The 14,501-nt window shown below is 63.3% G+C and carries 17 protein-coding genes; 10 read left to right on the top strand and 7 right to left on the bottom strand.

Annotation, left to right across the window (positions count from 1 at the left end):
- Nucleotides 1-76: 76 nt before the first annotated feature.
- Together WCB02_RS23720 and WCB02_RS23715 are read right to left on the bottom strand one after the other, a co-directional pair.
- Nucleotides 77-2,398 (bottom strand): molybdopterin cofactor-binding domain-containing protein, encoded by a 2,322-nt coding sequence (locus tag WCB02_RS23720; protein WP_423961972.1) that lies wholly within the window; start codon nucleotides 2,396-2,398, stop codon nucleotides 77-79.
- The gene (locus WCB02_RS23715) at nucleotides 2,395-2,883 is read right to left on the bottom strand and encodes a (2Fe-2S)-binding protein (protein WP_423961970.1); all 489 of its coding nucleotides are present in this window, start codon (nucleotides 2,881-2,883) and stop codon (nucleotides 2,395-2,397) included. The genes WCB02_RS23720 and WCB02_RS23715 overlap by 4 nt, the downstream gene beginning before the upstream one ends.
- Nucleotides 2,884-3,160: 277 nt before the next feature.
- Here WCB02_RS23715 and WCB02_RS23710 point away from each other — a divergent pair, with 277 nt between their 5' ends.
- Genes WCB02_RS23710 through WCB02_RS23695 form a run of 4 tightly spaced genes read left to right on the top strand, consistent with a single transcriptional unit; the run spans nucleotide 3,161 to nucleotide 5,678 of the window.
- On the top strand, nucleotides 3,161-3,406 hold the full coding sequence (locus WCB02_RS23710) for an acyl carrier protein (RefSeq protein ID WP_423961987.1): 246 nt from the start codon (nucleotides 3,161-3,163) through the stop codon (nucleotides 3,404-3,406).
- Nucleotides 3,393-4,775: a class I adenylate-forming enzyme family protein gene (locus WCB02_RS23705; RefSeq protein WP_423961969.1), complete on the top strand. Its 1,383-nt coding sequence runs from the start codon at nucleotides 3,393-3,395 to the stop codon at nucleotides 4,773-4,775. The genes WCB02_RS23710 and WCB02_RS23705 overlap by 14 nt, the downstream gene beginning before the upstream one ends.
- Nucleotides 4,776-4,782: 7 nt before the next feature.
- Nucleotides 4,783-5,514: an SDR family NAD(P)-dependent oxidoreductase gene (locus WCB02_RS23700; protein WP_423961985.1), complete on the top strand. Its 732-nt coding sequence runs from the start codon at nucleotides 4,783-4,785 to the stop codon at nucleotides 5,512-5,514.
- Nucleotides 5,511-5,678 (top strand): hypothetical protein, encoded by a 168-nt coding sequence (locus WCB02_RS23695; RefSeq protein WP_423961967.1) that lies wholly within the window; start codon nucleotides 5,511-5,513, stop codon nucleotides 5,676-5,678. The genes WCB02_RS23700 and WCB02_RS23695 overlap by 4 nt, the downstream gene beginning before the upstream one ends.
- On the opposite strand, the gene WCB02_RS23690 is transcribed toward WCB02_RS23695, so the two are convergent.
- On the bottom strand, nucleotides 5,662-6,297 hold the full coding sequence (locus tag WCB02_RS23690; RefSeq protein ID WP_423961965.1) for a c-type cytochrome: 636 nt from the start codon (nucleotides 6,295-6,297) through the stop codon (nucleotides 5,662-5,664). The genes WCB02_RS23695 and WCB02_RS23690 overlap by 17 nt on opposite strands.
- A 345-nt stretch (nucleotides 6,298-6,642) precedes the next feature.
- Here WCB02_RS23690 and WCB02_RS23685 point away from each other — a divergent pair, with 345 nt between their 5' ends.
- The 4 genes from WCB02_RS23685 to WCB02_RS23670 are packed head-to-tail and all read left to right on the top strand — an operon-like array spanning nucleotide 6,643 to nucleotide 10,256.
- Complete coding sequence (locus WCB02_RS23685; protein WP_423961964.1) at nucleotides 6,643-8,166, top strand: cytochrome C; 1,524 nt, start codon at nucleotides 6,643-6,645, stop codon at nucleotides 8,164-8,166.
- A gap of 30 nt (nucleotides 8,167-8,196) precedes the next feature.
- Nucleotides 8,197-8,976, top strand: a complete 780-nt coding sequence (locus WCB02_RS23680; RefSeq protein ID WP_423961962.1) for an outer membrane protein — start codon at nucleotides 8,197-8,199, stop codon at nucleotides 8,974-8,976.
- The gene (locus WCB02_RS23675) at nucleotides 8,976-9,620 is read left to right on the top strand and encodes a c-type cytochrome (RefSeq protein ID WP_423961960.1); all 645 of its coding nucleotides are present in this window, start codon (nucleotides 8,976-8,978) and stop codon (nucleotides 9,618-9,620) included. The genes WCB02_RS23680 and WCB02_RS23675 overlap by 1 nt, the downstream gene beginning before the upstream one ends.
- Nucleotides 9,621-9,656: 36 nt before the next feature.
- On the top strand, nucleotides 9,657-10,256 hold the full coding sequence (locus WCB02_RS23670) for a c-type cytochrome (RefSeq protein ID WP_423961958.1): 600 nt from the start codon (nucleotides 9,657-9,659) through the stop codon (nucleotides 10,254-10,256).
- 31 nt (nucleotides 10,257-10,287) lie between these two features.
- On the opposite strand, the gene WCB02_RS23665 is transcribed toward WCB02_RS23670, so the two are convergent.
- The 3 genes from WCB02_RS23665 to WCB02_RS23655 form a co-directional block, all read right to left on the bottom strand.
- Nucleotides 10,288-10,476 (bottom strand): hypothetical protein, encoded by a 189-nt coding sequence (locus WCB02_RS23665; RefSeq protein ID WP_423961957.1) that lies wholly within the window; start codon nucleotides 10,474-10,476, stop codon nucleotides 10,288-10,290.
- Nucleotides 10,477-10,578: 102 nt separating this feature from the next.
- Entirely contained in the window at nucleotides 10,579-11,271 is a 693-nt protein-coding gene (locus tag WCB02_RS23660) for a cyclic nucleotide-binding domain-containing protein (protein ID WP_423961955.1), read from the bottom strand.
- Nucleotides 11,272-11,489: 218 nt separating this feature from the next.
- Nucleotides 11,490-11,870: a hypothetical protein gene (locus WCB02_RS23655; RefSeq protein ID WP_423961953.1), complete on the bottom strand. Its 381-nt coding sequence runs from the start codon at nucleotides 11,868-11,870 to the stop codon at nucleotides 11,490-11,492.
- Between the two features lie 151 nt (nucleotides 11,871-12,021).
- On the opposite strand from WCB02_RS23655, the gene WCB02_RS23650 reads away from it, so the two are divergent.
- The gene (locus tag WCB02_RS23650; protein WP_423961951.1) at nucleotides 12,022-12,738 is read left to right on the top strand and encodes an MgtC/SapB family protein; all 717 of its coding nucleotides are present in this window, start codon (nucleotides 12,022-12,024) and stop codon (nucleotides 12,736-12,738) included.
- 68 nt (nucleotides 12,739-12,806) lie between these two features.
- Here the strand turns inward: WCB02_RS23650 and WCB02_RS23645 are convergent, their stop codons facing one another.
- On the bottom strand, nucleotides 12,807-13,610 hold the full coding sequence (locus WCB02_RS23645) for an RMD1 family protein (protein WP_423961949.1): 804 nt from the start codon (nucleotides 13,608-13,610) through the stop codon (nucleotides 12,807-12,809).
- A gap of 233 nt (nucleotides 13,611-13,843) precedes the next feature.
- On the opposite strand from WCB02_RS23645, the gene WCB02_RS23640 reads away from it, so the two are divergent.
- Nucleotides 13,844-14,501: DUF3095 family protein (locus tag WCB02_RS23640; RefSeq protein WP_423961947.1), on the top strand; the 658-nt coding region annotated here is incomplete at its 3' end.

The raw sequence follows: 14,501 nt of genomic DNA, 5'->3' as shown, positions 1-14,501 counted from the left end.
ATCCACCGAACGGCTGGCGCATCTTTTCCCGAAAGCGGGAATAGCGCCCGAAATTCCGAGCGCGACCGTGCGTTTCCTAGCCCCTATGCGGCAGGGTGCAAGGAACCGCGTGTCCCCGACCTGCCTCCTGCGCGGCAGCTAACCGCTCCCGCCGCCGCCGCGCGAACAAAAAGGGGGGCCCCTCCCATTCGACCTTCGTTCTATCGTACGTTTCGGTCCACGACCCGCAGTTCGGCGATGACCGCGCGCCGGGATCAAGCCGTCTACGGCCGAATTGTGGAACGTGCGATCCGGCGATAAAGGCGCGGCGGCGGCAACGCGCTGTGGCGTCATCGGAAGCCGGAAAAGCCGGAGGTCGGTGGCGCCGAACACGGATGGCGATCGCGGCGCCCGTCGTCGTGATCGCCGGTTCACCCCATCCCTGCGGCGCGAGTTCGTTGTTCGCGATCAGCACGACGTCGATCCCGGGGACCGCGCCGAAGCGGGGCAGGTGATAGCTGTCGAAATTGCGGTCAAGGATGTCGCCGCCCTGGAAACGCAATTCCTCGCTCAGCGCATAGCCGAGGCCCATGGTCAGGCCGCCCTCGATCTGCATCCGCGCGCCCTCGGGATTGACGATGGTGCCCATGTCCTGTGCGCATACCATCCTGACCACCGTCACCTCGCCGCTGGCTTTATCGACCTTCACTTCCGCCATCGTCGCAACGACGCTGCCAGCGTCGCTGCTGAGCGCGATGCCGTGGCCTCGGCCGCTGGGTCCCGCGCCGGACTGCCAGCCGAATGCGTCGGCCGCGGCCTGCAACACCTTGCGCATTCTGGGATCGCTGAGATGCTCAAGCCGGAACGCGAGCGGATCAGTGCCGGCTGCGGCCGCCATGATGTCGATCTGGGACTCGATGGCGAAGATGTTCATGTTGGCGCCGGGCGCGCGCCAGGGGCCGACCGCGAATGGATGCAAATCATTCATCGGGGCGGGGCCGGCGTAGGCGGGGCCACGTGCCGACCTGACCCGCAGGTTCGGAACATCGTAGCAAGGGGCGGCGCCGCGTTCGCCCGCAGCGATCACCTGGGAGTCCCAGCGCGAAATCCTGCCGCCGTCGAGTGCCGAAGTGATCTTCACGACGCAGGCCGGATCGAAAGTGTCGTAGAAGAATTCCTCCGCGCGGGTTCGCATCACCTGAACCGGCTTGTCGCAGATTTGCGAGAGACGGGCCGCTTCGATCGCCTGTCCGCCGGCGCTCTTGCCGCCAAAACCGCCGCCGACAAAGGGCGTGATGACGCGAACATGTCTGGCATCGAGCTGCAGCGCGGCGGCGATGCTGTCGCGGGTCGGAAACGGCGTCTGGGTCGAGGCCCACACCGTGGCGCGATCCGGCCGCACGTCGGCGAGCGCGACATGCGGCTCGATCGCCGCGTGCGCCACATAGCCTTTTTGAAAAACGGTCGCGAATGTTTTTGCCGCCGCGGCCTCTGCCGGATCGCCTCTGGCGATGAGCTCGGACGCGGTGCCGGCCCGATCGAGAAGATGCGCGAAGATATTGTCCGGGTTCAGCGTGGCCTTTGACTGCCGCCATTCGGCCTTGATTCCCGCGAGCGCGGCTGCCGCGATTTCGGGATCGGCATGCAATACCGCGATCAGGTCGTCGCGCTTGATGACGGTGACGCCGGGCAACTTTTCCGCCGCGCCGGTATCGAGTGACGCCAGAACTGCGCCATGCGCCGGCGGACGCAAGATCCGCGCGTAGAGCATATTCGGCAGCTGCATATCGGCCGTGTATCGGGCCCGTCCGGTCACTTTGGCGACGCCGTCGAGCCGTTTGGTCGAATGCCCCATCACGGTGAAGTCGGCGGCCGACCGCAGCACGGCGGCCTGCGTGACGGTCGCGGCGATCTTCACGCCATCGGACAGTTCGCCAAAGCTGACCTGCCGGCTCGGCTCGCCCACAACCGAGATCACGCCGTTCGCGACGGTAAGCCGTCCGGCCGGAACGTTCAATCTGGTCGCGGCAAGCGTGGTCAGCACGCCGCGCGCCTTGGCAGCGGCAGCGCGCAGCGCAGGCCCGAATATCCGCGTCGACAGTGATCCGAACGTCCCCATGTCCAACGGACATTGATCGGTGTCGCCCATCACCATGTCGATCGATGACAGCTCAGCGCCAAGCTCTTCCGCGGCCATCTGGGCCAGGGACGTCATGGTGCCCTGGCCCATCTCGATCTTGCCGGAGAACACCGTGATGCGGCCGTCGGCGCGGATCGCGAGATAGGCATGAAAATCGTCGGGATAAAGCAGCCGTTCGGCTGCTGTCGCCGGTGGCAAGGCGCGAAGCCCGAACCAGACCACGATACCCCCGATCGCGCCGAGAAGCTCGCGCCGGTCGAGGTCGAGAGCCAGGGTCATTGTCCGCCCCAAGCTTTTCCGGAGGCCTGCGCGATCGCCTCGACGATGCGTTGATGCGCGCCACAGCGGCAGAGGTTCTGCTGCATGTGACCTGTGATCTTGTCGCGCGAGGGCTGCGGATCGTCGCGCAACAACGCATAAGCCTGCATCAGCATGCCGGAGGTGCAATAGCCGCACTGAAAGGCGCCGCAATCGATGAAAGCCTGTTGCAGCCGATGCAGTTCGTTACCGTTGTCGTTGTTCTTGTCGTTCTTCTTGGCGAGCCCCTCGACGGTCAGGAGCTCGCTTCCCGCGACCTGTTGTAACGGGGTGAGGCAGGACCTGCGCGGCTCGCCATTGATCACCACCGTGCAGGCGCCGCAAATTCCCGCGCCGCAACCATATTTGGCGCCGGTCAGCGCCAGGTCGGTCCGCAGCACCCACAGCAGCATCCGCTCGTCGTCGGTATCAAGGCTGATCGGGTTGCCATTCAGCTTGAATTGCACGGTGGTTTTCATACAATCGATTTACCGGCCCGCACCGGCCTCGCCTTGATCTCGCGCAATCCGGAACCCGTGTCCGGATGTCGTGGCCGTGGGCGGCGGCTGCCGGATCGGCGCTTCCGAGTGTCGCGAAAATCGGCGAGAAAGTTTCCACGAGATCGGCGGCGGGTATTTACCAACCAGGGCGAAAGATCGCAGCATACGCTGCGTTACTTCGTGTTTTGGATCTTTTAGCCCTATGATCGTCGGCGTAGACTTTGGTGAAAGGGCGACCCAATCCATGTCGGTAAGGTTAAAGATTATCGCAGCGATGAAGCAGATCGCTGAAGAGCAGCATATCACCCTGCCGCCGCTCGGTGACGATCTCTCGCTCCACGAAACCGGTTTCGATTCGCTGGCGTTTGCGATCCTGGTCGCGCGCCTGGAAGACGATCTTGGCATCGATCCGTTTACCATAGCGGAGGACGCGGCGTTTCCGCTGACGGTCGGCGATTTTGTGCGGGCCTATGAAAATGTCAGTGCGTGAGGTCTCTGCGCTGCGTGACTATCTCGGCCCGGAGCTGAGGGGCCGCACGATATCCGATGCGCGGCATGTCGTGTCGCTGACCGATCACCTGCAGGAAAGCTGCCTGGTCGGCGGCGCCGGCGAACTCTCCGGTCGCTCGGTGCTGCTGGCCGTCTCCGATCAACTGATCTCCGCCTTGGCGATGACGGAGGTCGACGGCGTGGCGACGCGAATGCTGCTGTGCCCGCCCGACCTCAAAGCAGACCATGCGCAAGTACTGGTCGATAACGCCGGGATCGATGCCATCGTCACCGACCAGCCGTCGCGCTGGTCGGATGTCGGAGTGTACCTGGTGGTGGCGGCGCGTTTGCCCGTCCGCGTGACAACGACGCCAAGGGCCGAGAGGGCGACCGAATGGCTGATGCTGACCTCGGGCACGTCAGGCGTGCCGAAGATCGTCAGCCATACGCTGGAAGGGCTTTGCGGTGCGATCGTCGCTGATGGCCCGCCGCGCGGACCGGCGCCGGTCTGGGCGACCTTCTATGACATCAGGCGCTATGGCGGACTGCAGATCTTCCTGCGTGCGGTGATCGGCGGCGGCTCGATGGTGCTGTCCGAGCCCGGCGAGCCGATCGCCGACCATGTGGCGCGGCTCAAGGCGCGCGGCGTCACGCATATCTCCGGCACACCGTCGCATTGGCGCAAGCTGCTGATGAGCGGATCGGCCGCCGGCTTCTCGCCGCGCTATGTCCGGCTGTCGGGCGAGATTGCGGACCAGGCCGTGCTTGACGGCTTGAAGCAGGCCTTTCCGCAAGCCTCGGTCGGCCACGCCTACGCGTCGACCGAAGCAGGCGTCGGTTTTGCCGTCAATGACGGCCTGGAAGGCTTTCCCGCCGGCATGATTGGAACCAATCCCGGCGGCGTCGAGATGAAGATCGTCGATGGTTCGTTGCGCATTCGCTCCAGGCGGACGGCGCATGCCTACGTTGGCCGCGAGGCGGCCGCGCTGACCGACGCCGACGGATTCGTCGATACCGGCGACATGGTGGAATTGCGCGGTGAGCGTTACTACTTTGTCGGCCGGCGCGGCGGCATCATCAATATCGGCGGCCTGAAGGTTCATCCCGAGGAGATCGAGGCCGTCATCAACCGGCATCCGCAAGTGCGGATGTCGCGCGCGAAATCGCGCCGCAGCCCGATCACCGGGGCCATCGTCGTCGCAGATGTGATTCTCGCCGACGGCAGCGCGGAGCGGGGCCAGCAGATACGCGAAGAAATTCTGGCCGATTGCCGGGCGACGCTGGCTTCCCACAAGGTGCCCGCGGTGATCCGCTTCGTGCCGGCGCTCGATGTGACCGCGGCCGGAAAACTCGCGAGATCCGATGTCTGAAGAGGCGATGCACAACGTTCTCGTCACCGGCGGCAGCCGCGGCATCGGTCTCGCCATCGCGCGCAGGCTGGCGGCCGCCGGTTTCAACGCGATCGCGGTGGCGCGGCGCGACAGCGACGAATTGCGCCAGGCGATCGGCGAATGCGACCGGGGCGGCGGCGCAATCCAGTTCCGGGCGTTCGACCTCAGCGAGGTCGATGCGATTCCGGCTTTCGTGAAGGAACTGCGGGGAGAATTCGGCCCGATCTACGGCCTCGTCAACAATGCCGGCATCGGCACCGAGGGCCTGCTCGCCACCATGCATAATTCCGAGATCGAGGCGCTTGTGCGCCTCAACGTGCTGTCGCCGGTCATCCTGACCAAATATGTCGTGCGGCACATGATGGCTGACGGCGCGGGGCGCATCGTCAACATCTCGTCGATCATCGCGACGACCGGCTATAACGGACTCTCGGTCTACGGCGCGACCAAGGCGGCGGCGACCGGCTTCACCAAATCGCTGGCGCGCGAGGTCGGCAAGCTCGGCATCACCGTCAACGCGATCGCCCCCGGCTTCATCGCGACCGAATTGACGCGGAGTCTTTCCGAGGACCAGCGCCACCGCATCGCCGGCCGCAGCGCGCTGCGCCGGCTGCCCGAGACCGACGATGTCGCGCGCATGGTGGAATATCTGCTCGGCGAGGGCGGCCGCAATGTCACCGGCAGCGTGTTCACGGTCGACGCCGGCAATACCGCTTGAGATCATGGCTTCTTGTATCGGGTAGCGCTGCGGTCGCGCTCGGCCCACCGCGCGCCGGCGCGGTGCTGGCGCTGCTGTATTCCGGCGGCAACGCGCGCGAGGACGGCGCGGGCCTCATCGGTTTCGTGCGCGGCTCTTGCGCGGCGTTCACTCCAACTGGCTGACATAGGCCGCGACGGCCCTGATTTGTGCTTCGGAAAGATCATGCGCAATCGGTTGCATGATCGCCGAGTTGTCGGGCTGATCCTTTTTCTGCCCTCTCTCCCTGTCCCAGCCCGTCAGCTTCCTGAAAATGTAGTCGTTGAGCTGGCCGGCCAGGCGAGGAAACGCATCGGCGCCCTTGGCGTCCGGTCCGTGACAGGAGGCGCAGGGAGGAACGTTGGCGGAGGCAATGCCTTCTTCATAGATTCTCCTGCCTTCGGGCGCGAGTTCTTTTGGCGCTCCGCCGAGCGGCGGCGGATTGAGTTCCTTGAAATGCTCGGACAAGGCCTTTTCCATCGCGGGAGAGAGCACATGCGCCACATTGAACATCACCGGGTTGGTGCGCCTTTGATCGATGAACGCCTGCAGCTGATTCTCGATGTATTGCGGCTGCTGTCCGGCCAGCCGCGGCATCGGAAACGAGCCGCGAAAGCCCTGGCCTGACAGCCCGTGGCAGGTTTTGCAGTAATCCGTCTTGGCCTTCAGTTCCTGCGGCGACACGGAGTCGCCGTTCTCTGCCTGCACCGGCGTGCCGACGAGAACAGCCAATGCTGCAGTCGCGAGGATCAATCTTACGTTCATGCGTACGCCCCCTGATGTCGCGGCACGATAGCCTCTTCGATCGTAGCAGCGCAGCTTTTCTTTCAGATTTGATCCTGATCAATTGAAATCGCAAATCGGCGGGTCTAGCGTCAGGTAGAGGACGTGCGCGTTTGCTCGCGCAGCGGGATGTAGAGTTTTGCCATTTTTCGCGAACATGGTTGCACCTGCAACGATTGTTGCCGAAATGTCTCTCCTGCCCCGAAATCAAATCAACTTCTGCTGATCGTGCTTGGCTGTGCATCCGACTCCTGCCCTATTGGTGGCGGGCGGCGCCCGATTTGATGTTTGGCTTCAGGCGGCGCCACGACCATGGGATGGCGTGTGATGCGTATCGACACGATTGTGCGGCATTTCCGGCGTTTTGCCGTTCATGCAGTTGTTGCCATTGTGGCGTTCTGGCTGACGATCGGCTTTGCACCGGAGGCCCAGGCGCTTCCGAGTTTCGCGCGCCAGACCGGACAGCCCTGCGGTACCTGCCATACCGATTTTCCCGCGCTTACGCCCTATGGACGCCGGTTCAAGCTGCTCGGCTATACCACCGGCGGCGGCGACTACCGCACCACGCCGTTCGCATCGAAGACCGCGAATGACGTGCGCGCGGAGTACAACAAGCTTCTCGGTTATGCCGCGTCGGTAAAGGCTCCGCCGCCGGCGGGCGACGGTGAAAAGGAATACGTTCCGCCGATCTCAATGATGGCGATCGTTGGCTTTACCCACACCCAGGCCCCGCTGCCTTCGCCGGCCGATCCCTATAATCCGAACGACAACACTGTTTTGTCGCCATTCAGCGCCTTTTTCGGCGGTGCGATCACCGACAATGTCGGCGCGTTCGCGCAGGTGACCTACAACGCGCCTCCGGCTGGCGGATTTGGCGATCCGTTCGGACATACCTGGACCTGGGACAACACCGATGTCCGCTTCGCGAATACGACGAAGATCGGCTCGCTGGACGTCGTCTACGGCCTCACCGCCAACAACAATCCGACCGTGCAGGATTTGTGGAACACGACGCCTGCATGGTCCTTCCCTTATGCCGCCTCGACGCTTGCCAACACGCCGGGCACCCACACCCAAATCGAAGGCGGCTTCGCCGCGCATGTCGGAGGCGTCGGCGCCTACACCTTCATCAACGACCTGCTCTATCTCGAACTGACCGGCTACAAGACGCTGAGCTTCAGCCAGCAGAACGCTGTCGGCACGGATCCGTTCGGTGCGGGCGGACTGCTCGACGGCGTCGCGCCATACTGGCGCGTCGCGCTGGAGCCGCATTCAGGCCGGCATTCGCTGATGATCGGCGCGTTCGGAATGAATTTCGATGTGCATCCGTGGGTCGATACGAGCTTCGCCTCGTGGACCAGCGCGGTCATGCCGCTGGCGGACAGGTTCAACGATATCGGCTTCGACAGCCAGTATCAGTATCAAGGCGACAATTACTGGGTGACGTTGCGCGGCAGCTATATTCGCGAGTTTCAACGGCTCGACGCCAGCTTTGCGAGCCTGGCTTCGGCCAACCCGACCAATCTGGTCAACAGCCTCCATCTGCAGGCTTCAGTGGCCTATGGCGGCGACAACCGGGTCGTTCTGACCGGCCAGTATTTCGATATCTGGGGCACCGCAGACGCCAACCTCTACGGAGTCGACACCAACGGGCTCGCGATGACGCCGAATAGCAACGGCTGGACCGCCGAAATCGCCTACATCCCGTTCGGACTAAGCAAGTCATTCGGCTGGCCGTGGTTCAATGCACGCATCGGGCTGCAATACACCTACTACAACAAGTTCGACGGCACCACGGTCGGCGCCCAGGACAACAACACCATGTTCCTCCACGCCTGGTTTGCCATGTAGGCGGGCGCGTCCGTATCCGGAGTATGTCTGATGAGAAAATCGCTTTTCGCCAACATCGCCATCCTTGCCGTGAGCATGGCGGCCCCCGCCTTCGCCGCCGATCTGCCGCTCAAGACACCGGCGGTCCCGTTCGCGGAGCGCTTCAACTGGACCAGCTGCTATGCCGGCGCCCATCTCGGCGGCGGCTTTGAGCGCAGTGACATCACCGATCCCGTGCAACTCGTACAGGATTCATTTCTGGGCGCGGGCACGACAACCGGTGTCACCACCGTGAGTCAGCAGCCGAGCGGCGCGGTCATCGGCGGACAGATCGGCTGCGACTATCAGTTCACCGCCTCGTCCGTGGTGGTTGGCGTCCAGGGGTCCGCTTCAGGCACGACCATGAAGAGCTCGACATCGGTTGGGCTCCCGCTCGGCAATCCCGATACGGCGCTGGTCAAGGCCAATACCGACTTCCTGCCGAGCCTGACCGCGCGGCTCGGCTATGCCGTCGATAATTTCCTGTTCTACGGCAAGGGCGGTGTCGCGCTGGCCGGCTCCAAATATGATGTCACCGGCTCATTCACGGGCTTGCCCTTTGCCTTTGAGGGACTGGAAAATCGTTATGGCTGGACCGCAGGCGGCGGCGTCGAATGGGGTTTTTCGCAGCATTGGTCGACCAGCCTGGAATATGACTACTATCAGTTCGGTAACGCCAACATCCTGATGTCCGATGGCATCAATGGATTTTCGGGCCTGGTCAATGTCAAGCAGACGGTCCAGGTCGTGAAGCTCGGGCTCAACTTTCACGTCACGGGCGCGGGGTGGTGATGTCCAAGCGGTCGCATCTTAATTGCGCCTTGCTGATCGCGATGCTGGCCGCGGCTTTTTCCGCGGCGGGTCACGCGCAGGACGCGGTCGCCCCGGCAAGGGGAGGCCTGGAGGCCAAGCTCGCCTACTGCAAGACCTGCCACGGGCTGTCGGGGCAAGGCTACTACGGCTATTTCCCGATGCCGCGATTGGCAGGACAGCAGCCGCAATACATCGAGAATCAGCTGCGCGCTTTCATTGAGCGCAGGCGCACCAACCCGATCATGTTCAATGTCGCGCATGTGCTGAGCCCTTCCATGGTGTCGGCCCTGGCCGAGCATTTCAAGGATCTCGATCCCAGGCCGATCGGCGGGGGCCCGAGGGGGAAACTGGCGATGGGTAAACGGATCTTCGAGGACGGACTTCCCGAGTCCAACGTGCCGGCGTGCTCCGCCTGCCATGGCACCGAGGGTAAAGGGCAGAATCAGATCCCGCGGCTGGCGGGTCAGCTTTATCCCTACATCGTCGGACAGTTGACGGGCTGGAAGAGCGAGCGCGGCCAGGGGACCACGGTCGATACGTCATTCATCATGGCGCCGACGGCGCACAACCTGACCAGGGCACAGGTCGAGGCCGTCGCCGCCTACGTCAGCTATCTGCAATGAGTACCGTCCATTCCACGTGTTCGGAAGCTTGAGGTCATGAAGCGTATCGCATTGAAAATCGCGATCCTGGCGATCGTCGCCTCAACTGGTCCCGCGTGGGCGGGGGATTCTGGCGACGCCGGCGCCCGCAATTGCACCTGGTGTCACGGGACATCGGCGCAAGGCTATATGACCGCGCCAAGGCTGGCCGGCCAGCAGCCGCAATATCTCGAGAACGAGATCCGAAGCTTCCACGACCACACCCGGGACAACCCGTTCTCGAAGCAATTCATGTGGGGCGCGGTGGCCGCGCTCGGTCCGCATGCCGCACATGATCTCGCGCTGTATTTTGCGGCGCTGCCGCCAAAGCCCGCCAATGATGGCGACCGCGCCCTCGCGGACAGGGGAAGAACGATCTACCTGCAGGGCATTCCGGACGCCAATATCGTCTCCTGCTATGCCTGCCACGGTCCGAACGCCGAAGGCGTACGGAATATTCCCCGTCTCGCGGGGCTCGCCTATTTCTACCTGAAGGCGCGGCTTCGGCAGTGGGGCCAGGGATATCACGCGACGGCTTCGCCGATGCCGATGGTCGCGAGCCAGCTGGGGCCTGACGACATCGAGGCGCTCGCCTCCTATCTCAGCTTCGTCAAGTAGACGGGGCGCCGATCTCGCTACGGCGGCGGGCTTAGTTGATGATCCGCCGGCGCTCATAGTCGCGCAGGAGTTTCTTGATCTCGGCCAGGTTGATCAGCGCATCGGCAAAGGTCAGGACTCGGAGGCGCTCGGGAGCCGTCCTGATCCGCTTGGCCTGCACGCGACAGGCTTCCGCGAGCTGTTCCGGATTCAAAGAAGCGCTCCATCCGCTTCCTGTCATGGCATCATTCCCTCGCGGACCGAACATGCACCTGTGTGGCTTGCAAATTGTACGCACAAGAAAACCCGCATGACCGGTGATCGGCCGCCGACAAAATCTCTGTTACACTTCCGCAGCAGTTCGCCCGGTCGCGAGGGACATATGGTCCAGTCCGTTGAGCAGGACGCCTTTGGGCGTGAGCCGAATGACGTTCTTCTGCTCAAGCTTGGCAAGCGTGCGGCTGATTGTTTCCAGTTGCAGGCCGAGAAAATCGGCGATGTCCTGGCGGCGCATCGGCAACGGCACCGGCTGCAAAACGTTGGTCAGGTGTGCCAACCGGTCGCGCCAGTTCACCAGAAAGGTCGCAACCTTCTCTTCCGCAGAGCCGTTGCCGAGCAGCATCAATTGATGCTGCGCCATATCCAGCTCATGAGCCGCAAATTCCATCAGGCGCCGCATGATATTGGGGCTCGATTGCACGAAATGCATCAGCTCGCTGCGGAGAAAGCGGTATAGGGCCGTTTCCCCGACCGCGTCGGCCGAGAAGCGGTGCCGGTCGGCGAATGGCATTCCGAGAAAATCGCCGGGCAACGGAAACGCCACGACCTGACGCCGCCCATCCGCCAGCGTCTTGTAGAGACGCGCCACGCCATCCGAAAGCCCGAACACGCTGTCGGCGCGTTCGTCCTCCGAGAAGATCGTCTTTCCGGACGGGAAGACGACGCTGGTTCCAAGCTGCCTCAACTCCCGCAGCTCGTGCGGATCGCACGCTTCTGCGCAGAACAGTGTCGGAAAGGAATGAAGTGCACGAGACATCATGCCGCCTCGTCATTGGCCTGCGCGCTTTGGGTGCATCCCACGTATAGCTCAACGCTGGTATTTATAATACGGGCGCCGCTGGCCAATGAACTTGATGCAGGTCAACCCCGTGTGCCGTGAAAATCATCGCTGCTGCGCAGCAAACGCATGGATTATCGCGGCAATCCTCGGCCGCCCCGACTTGCTTCCAAACGGAGCTCGCGAACCGACGGCGCCTACTTCTTGTGCTTCGGCAGGTCGCGTCGCTCCTCGGAGAATTCCGGCGGCCCTTCGGTCAATCTGCGGATCCGACGCTCGCGCTCGTCCAGTGACAGCGCAGGGTCGAGCAGGCGGCTGATCTGGCTGATCGCCTCATCCTCGATTTCGAAGGGATCGGTTCCGAGGTGGTCAAGAGAGATTGCCCCAGAGGCCGTATCGCGCGTCGCACTCAGGCCGAACTCGACCAGCTGGCGGATCGCGTCGGAGCGAACCGTCTGATGCGCTTCCGCCCAGGCGTCAATCTCGGCGGTGAGCTGTTGTGATAATTTCACCGCGCTGACGGCATTGCGGTCCGCGCGAACCGTATGGCAGGGAGCCTTTTTGTTCGAATCAGACACGACTGGTTTCCGCCCTGAATTAACAACATCCTAAGCGATTTTTTTTCCAATGGTTTGATCCCGATCAAGGGCAGGCGATTCCGCCGGTTCACGCACCTTGTCCGGCGGCATTGAGCGCACTATCGTGCATAAGGCGTGACCGAGGTGTTTCGTGCAATTTATCAAGACCTTCCAGCTCTATGACTTCTTCGACACCCTGGTCAGCCTGTCCGTCGCCTTCGTGCTGGGAACATTGATTGGTGCCGAGCGCCAGTATCGGCAAAGAAGCGCGGGCCTGCGCACCAATGTCCTGGTGTCGGTCGGCGCCGCCGCTTTTGTCGATCTCGCCAATCATCTCGCCGGTGCTGACGGCAGCGTGCGGGTGATCGCCTATGTCGTATCCGGCATCGGGTTTCTGGGCGCCGGCGCGATCATGAAGGAAGGCATGAACGTCCGCGGCCTCAACACGGCGGCAACCTTGTGGGCCTCGGCCGCGGTCGGTTCCTGTGCCGGCGCCGACATGGTCGCGCAGTCGGCGGCGCTCACGGTGTTCGTGTTGGCCGGCAATACCTTGTTGCGGCCGCTGGTGAATGCCATCGATCGCATTCCGCTGAGCGAGCAGTCGTCCGAAGCGACCTACCAGATCGTCGTCACGACCGACGCCACGCACGCGGCCGAAGTGCGCGATTTCCTGGGCGAGCGGCTGGAGGCCGCCAACTACCCGGTCAGGGAGACCAAGGTGGTGTATCGCTCCAACGACAATGTCGAGATCGCGGCCATGCTGGTGTCGCTCGCGGTTGAACCACAGGAGATCGATGCGGTGATCGCCGAACTCTCCAAGCAGCAAGGGGTCAGCTACGCGACCTGGAACGTCAGCGCGATGGAATGACGTGAGCCGCCGGTGTTGCGATGCGGCGAGATCGGAAGCGAGGTCGTTCCGGTCGCGGCCGGCGCGCGTCAATGCCCGCCGCGCGTGAAGATTTCCCAGAACGTGATCGCGATTTCGATCGCGATCAGGAAGACCACGATGAGCTCGAGCCGCAGCGAGCGCTTGGCATCGACGATATCGGACAGCGTGGTCGCGGTGTCCGATATCACCGTGAGCTTCCGGTTCAAGGTCTCGACGCGTTCGCTGAGCTCGTACTCGTCCTCGAGCCGCGCATAGAGCCGCTCGAGATCGGGCCGGTCCCACAGCACGTCCGGCTTCTCCCCGACCGCCACGCGGCCCGAGACGCGATGCTGAACCAAGAGCGCGCTGCCCAGGAGCTTCAGCAGGTCGGTGCGGTTTCTCGAGGTCCGTCCGAACCGCGCCAGCTCGCGGGCGAACGGCTCGATGGTGTCGACCACGTTGGTCACCTCCCTTTCGTCGCGCGCCAGCACGACGCTCTTGGCGAGGGCGTCCGCGACCACCAGCAGCCGCTCCAGCGAGAGCTCGCGGACCAGGATCGGGCCGCCGACCGGGATCGGCTCCTCGGACTCTTTCGCGATCTGGATCTTCGCCCACTCTTCTTCGTACGGCGTGATCTTGCCGAAGGCACGCGGGTTCAGCCGTTCGAGAAACGCGGCCTCTTCGTCGGCCGACAATCCGATGAACACCGCAACGCCATAGCGAAACACCACGGCCATGCCGCCCGGTCCGACCCGCACGGCGAGCGGCGTGTTGGACAGGACCTCGCCTTCGAATCCGGCTGTGTTGATGCGATCGCCGATCTGGAGGGCGTGTGCCGTGATCTGCTGTGTTGTCGGGTCTGTATTGGGCATGGTCCTGAGTAGCAGAGCGTTGACTCTTTTTCGATGACGCAAGGCCGTTTCCGTGACAAGACGCGAAAGCGCTTGAAAGGACTTTGGTTTGGCCGACTTTTTGGCTTAGTCGGGCTTTTTGATCCGGTCCGGCTTTTTGCAATCGGTGCGCCGCTTCGATAGTTTGCCCTCGACCCGAACTGTACGGCGGGGCGTCTCGTTGCGAATGGCTGACAATCGGACGATCCCTTTCGATGACCCTATCCAGCTCCAGCAGCACGTTCTATGGCGACATCCCGGTGTTCCGCGGCTTTACCCGGCTGATGGAGCCCGCGCTCTATGCGCCGCTGCCGGACGACTGGACCGTCGGTGTGGCCGATATCGTGGAGTCGACCAGGGCGATAGCGGCCAGGCGCTACAAGGCGGTCAACATGGCCGGCGCGGCCGTGATCGCCGCGGTGACCAATGCGCTCGGGGGACGCGAATTTCCCTTCGTGTTCGGTGGCGATGGCGCAAGCTTTGCCGTATCGCCCGACGATCTCGCTTGCGCGCGCAAGGCGCTTGCGGCGACCGCGACCTGGGTCAGGGACGATCTCGGCCTTGCCTTGCGCGTCGGCCTGGTGCCCATCACATCCATTCGAGCGCAGGGACTCGACGTCCGCGTCGCGCGGTTCGGGCCGTCGCCGAACCTGTCTTATGCGATGTTTTCCGGCGGCGGCCTGGGTTTTGCGGAAGCCGCAATGAAGCGCGGCGCTTTTTTGGTCGAACCGGCGCCGGCGGGCACGCAGCCGGACCTTTCAGGTCTGTCGTGCCGGTTCGAAGAAATTCCCGCGGCGCGCGGGCTCATTCTTTCGGTGCTGGTGGTGCCCGCCGAAGGCAGTGATCCGATGGCCTTCCGCACGGTCATTGAGG

This window comes from Bradyrhizobium sp. (assembly GCF_049581145.1).
Lineage (GTDB): Bacteria > Pseudomonadota > Alphaproteobacteria > Rhizobiales > Xanthobacteraceae > Bradyrhizobium.
This window is presented reverse-complemented; position numbering and strand designations above follow the sequence as displayed.

What these genes read in the sequence shown, in the direction of transcription:
- WCB02_RS23720 (WP_423961972.1), bottom strand. Translation starts at nt 2,398, where the DNA reads ATGACCCTGGCTCTCGACCTCGACCGGCGCGAGCTTCTCGGCGCGATC.
- WCB02_RS23710 (WP_423961987.1), top strand. Translation starts at nt 3,161, where the DNA reads ATGTCGGTAAGGTTAAAGATTATCGCAGCGATGAAGCAGATCGCTGAA.
- WCB02_RS23705 (WP_423961969.1), top strand. Translation starts at nt 3,393, where the DNA reads ATGTCAGTGCGTGAGGTCTCTGCGCTGCGTGACTATCTCGGCCCGGAG.
- WCB02_RS23700 (WP_423961985.1), top strand. Translation starts at nt 4,783, where the DNA reads ATGCACAACGTTCTCGTCACCGGCGGCAGCCGCGGCATCGGTCTCGCC.
- WCB02_RS23690 (WP_423961965.1), bottom strand. Translation starts at nt 6,297, where the DNA reads ATGAACGTAAGATTGATCCTCGCGACTGCAGCATTGGCTGTTCTCGTC.
- WCB02_RS23685 (WP_423961964.1), top strand. Translation starts at nt 6,643, where the DNA reads ATGCGTATCGACACGATTGTGCGGCATTTCCGGCGTTTTGCCGTTCAT.
- WCB02_RS23680 (WP_423961962.1), top strand. Translation starts at nt 8,197, where the DNA reads ATGAGAAAATCGCTTTTCGCCAACATCGCCATCCTTGCCGTGAGCATG.
- WCB02_RS23675 (WP_423961960.1), top strand. Translation starts at nt 8,976, where the DNA reads ATGTCCAAGCGGTCGCATCTTAATTGCGCCTTGCTGATCGCGATGCTG.
- WCB02_RS23670 (WP_423961958.1), top strand. Translation starts at nt 9,657, where the DNA reads ATGAAGCGTATCGCATTGAAAATCGCGATCCTGGCGATCGTCGCCTCA.
- WCB02_RS23665 (WP_423961957.1), bottom strand. Translation starts at nt 10,476, where the DNA reads ATGACAGGAAGCGGATGGAGCGCTTCTTTGAATCCGGAACAGCTCGCG.
- WCB02_RS23660 (WP_423961955.1), bottom strand. Translation starts at nt 11,271, where the DNA reads ATGTCTCGTGCACTTCATTCCTTTCCGACACTGTTCTGCGCAGAAGCG.
- WCB02_RS23645 (WP_423961949.1), bottom strand. Translation starts at nt 13,610, where the DNA reads ATGCCCAATACAGACCCGACAACACAGCAGATCACGGCACACGCCCTC.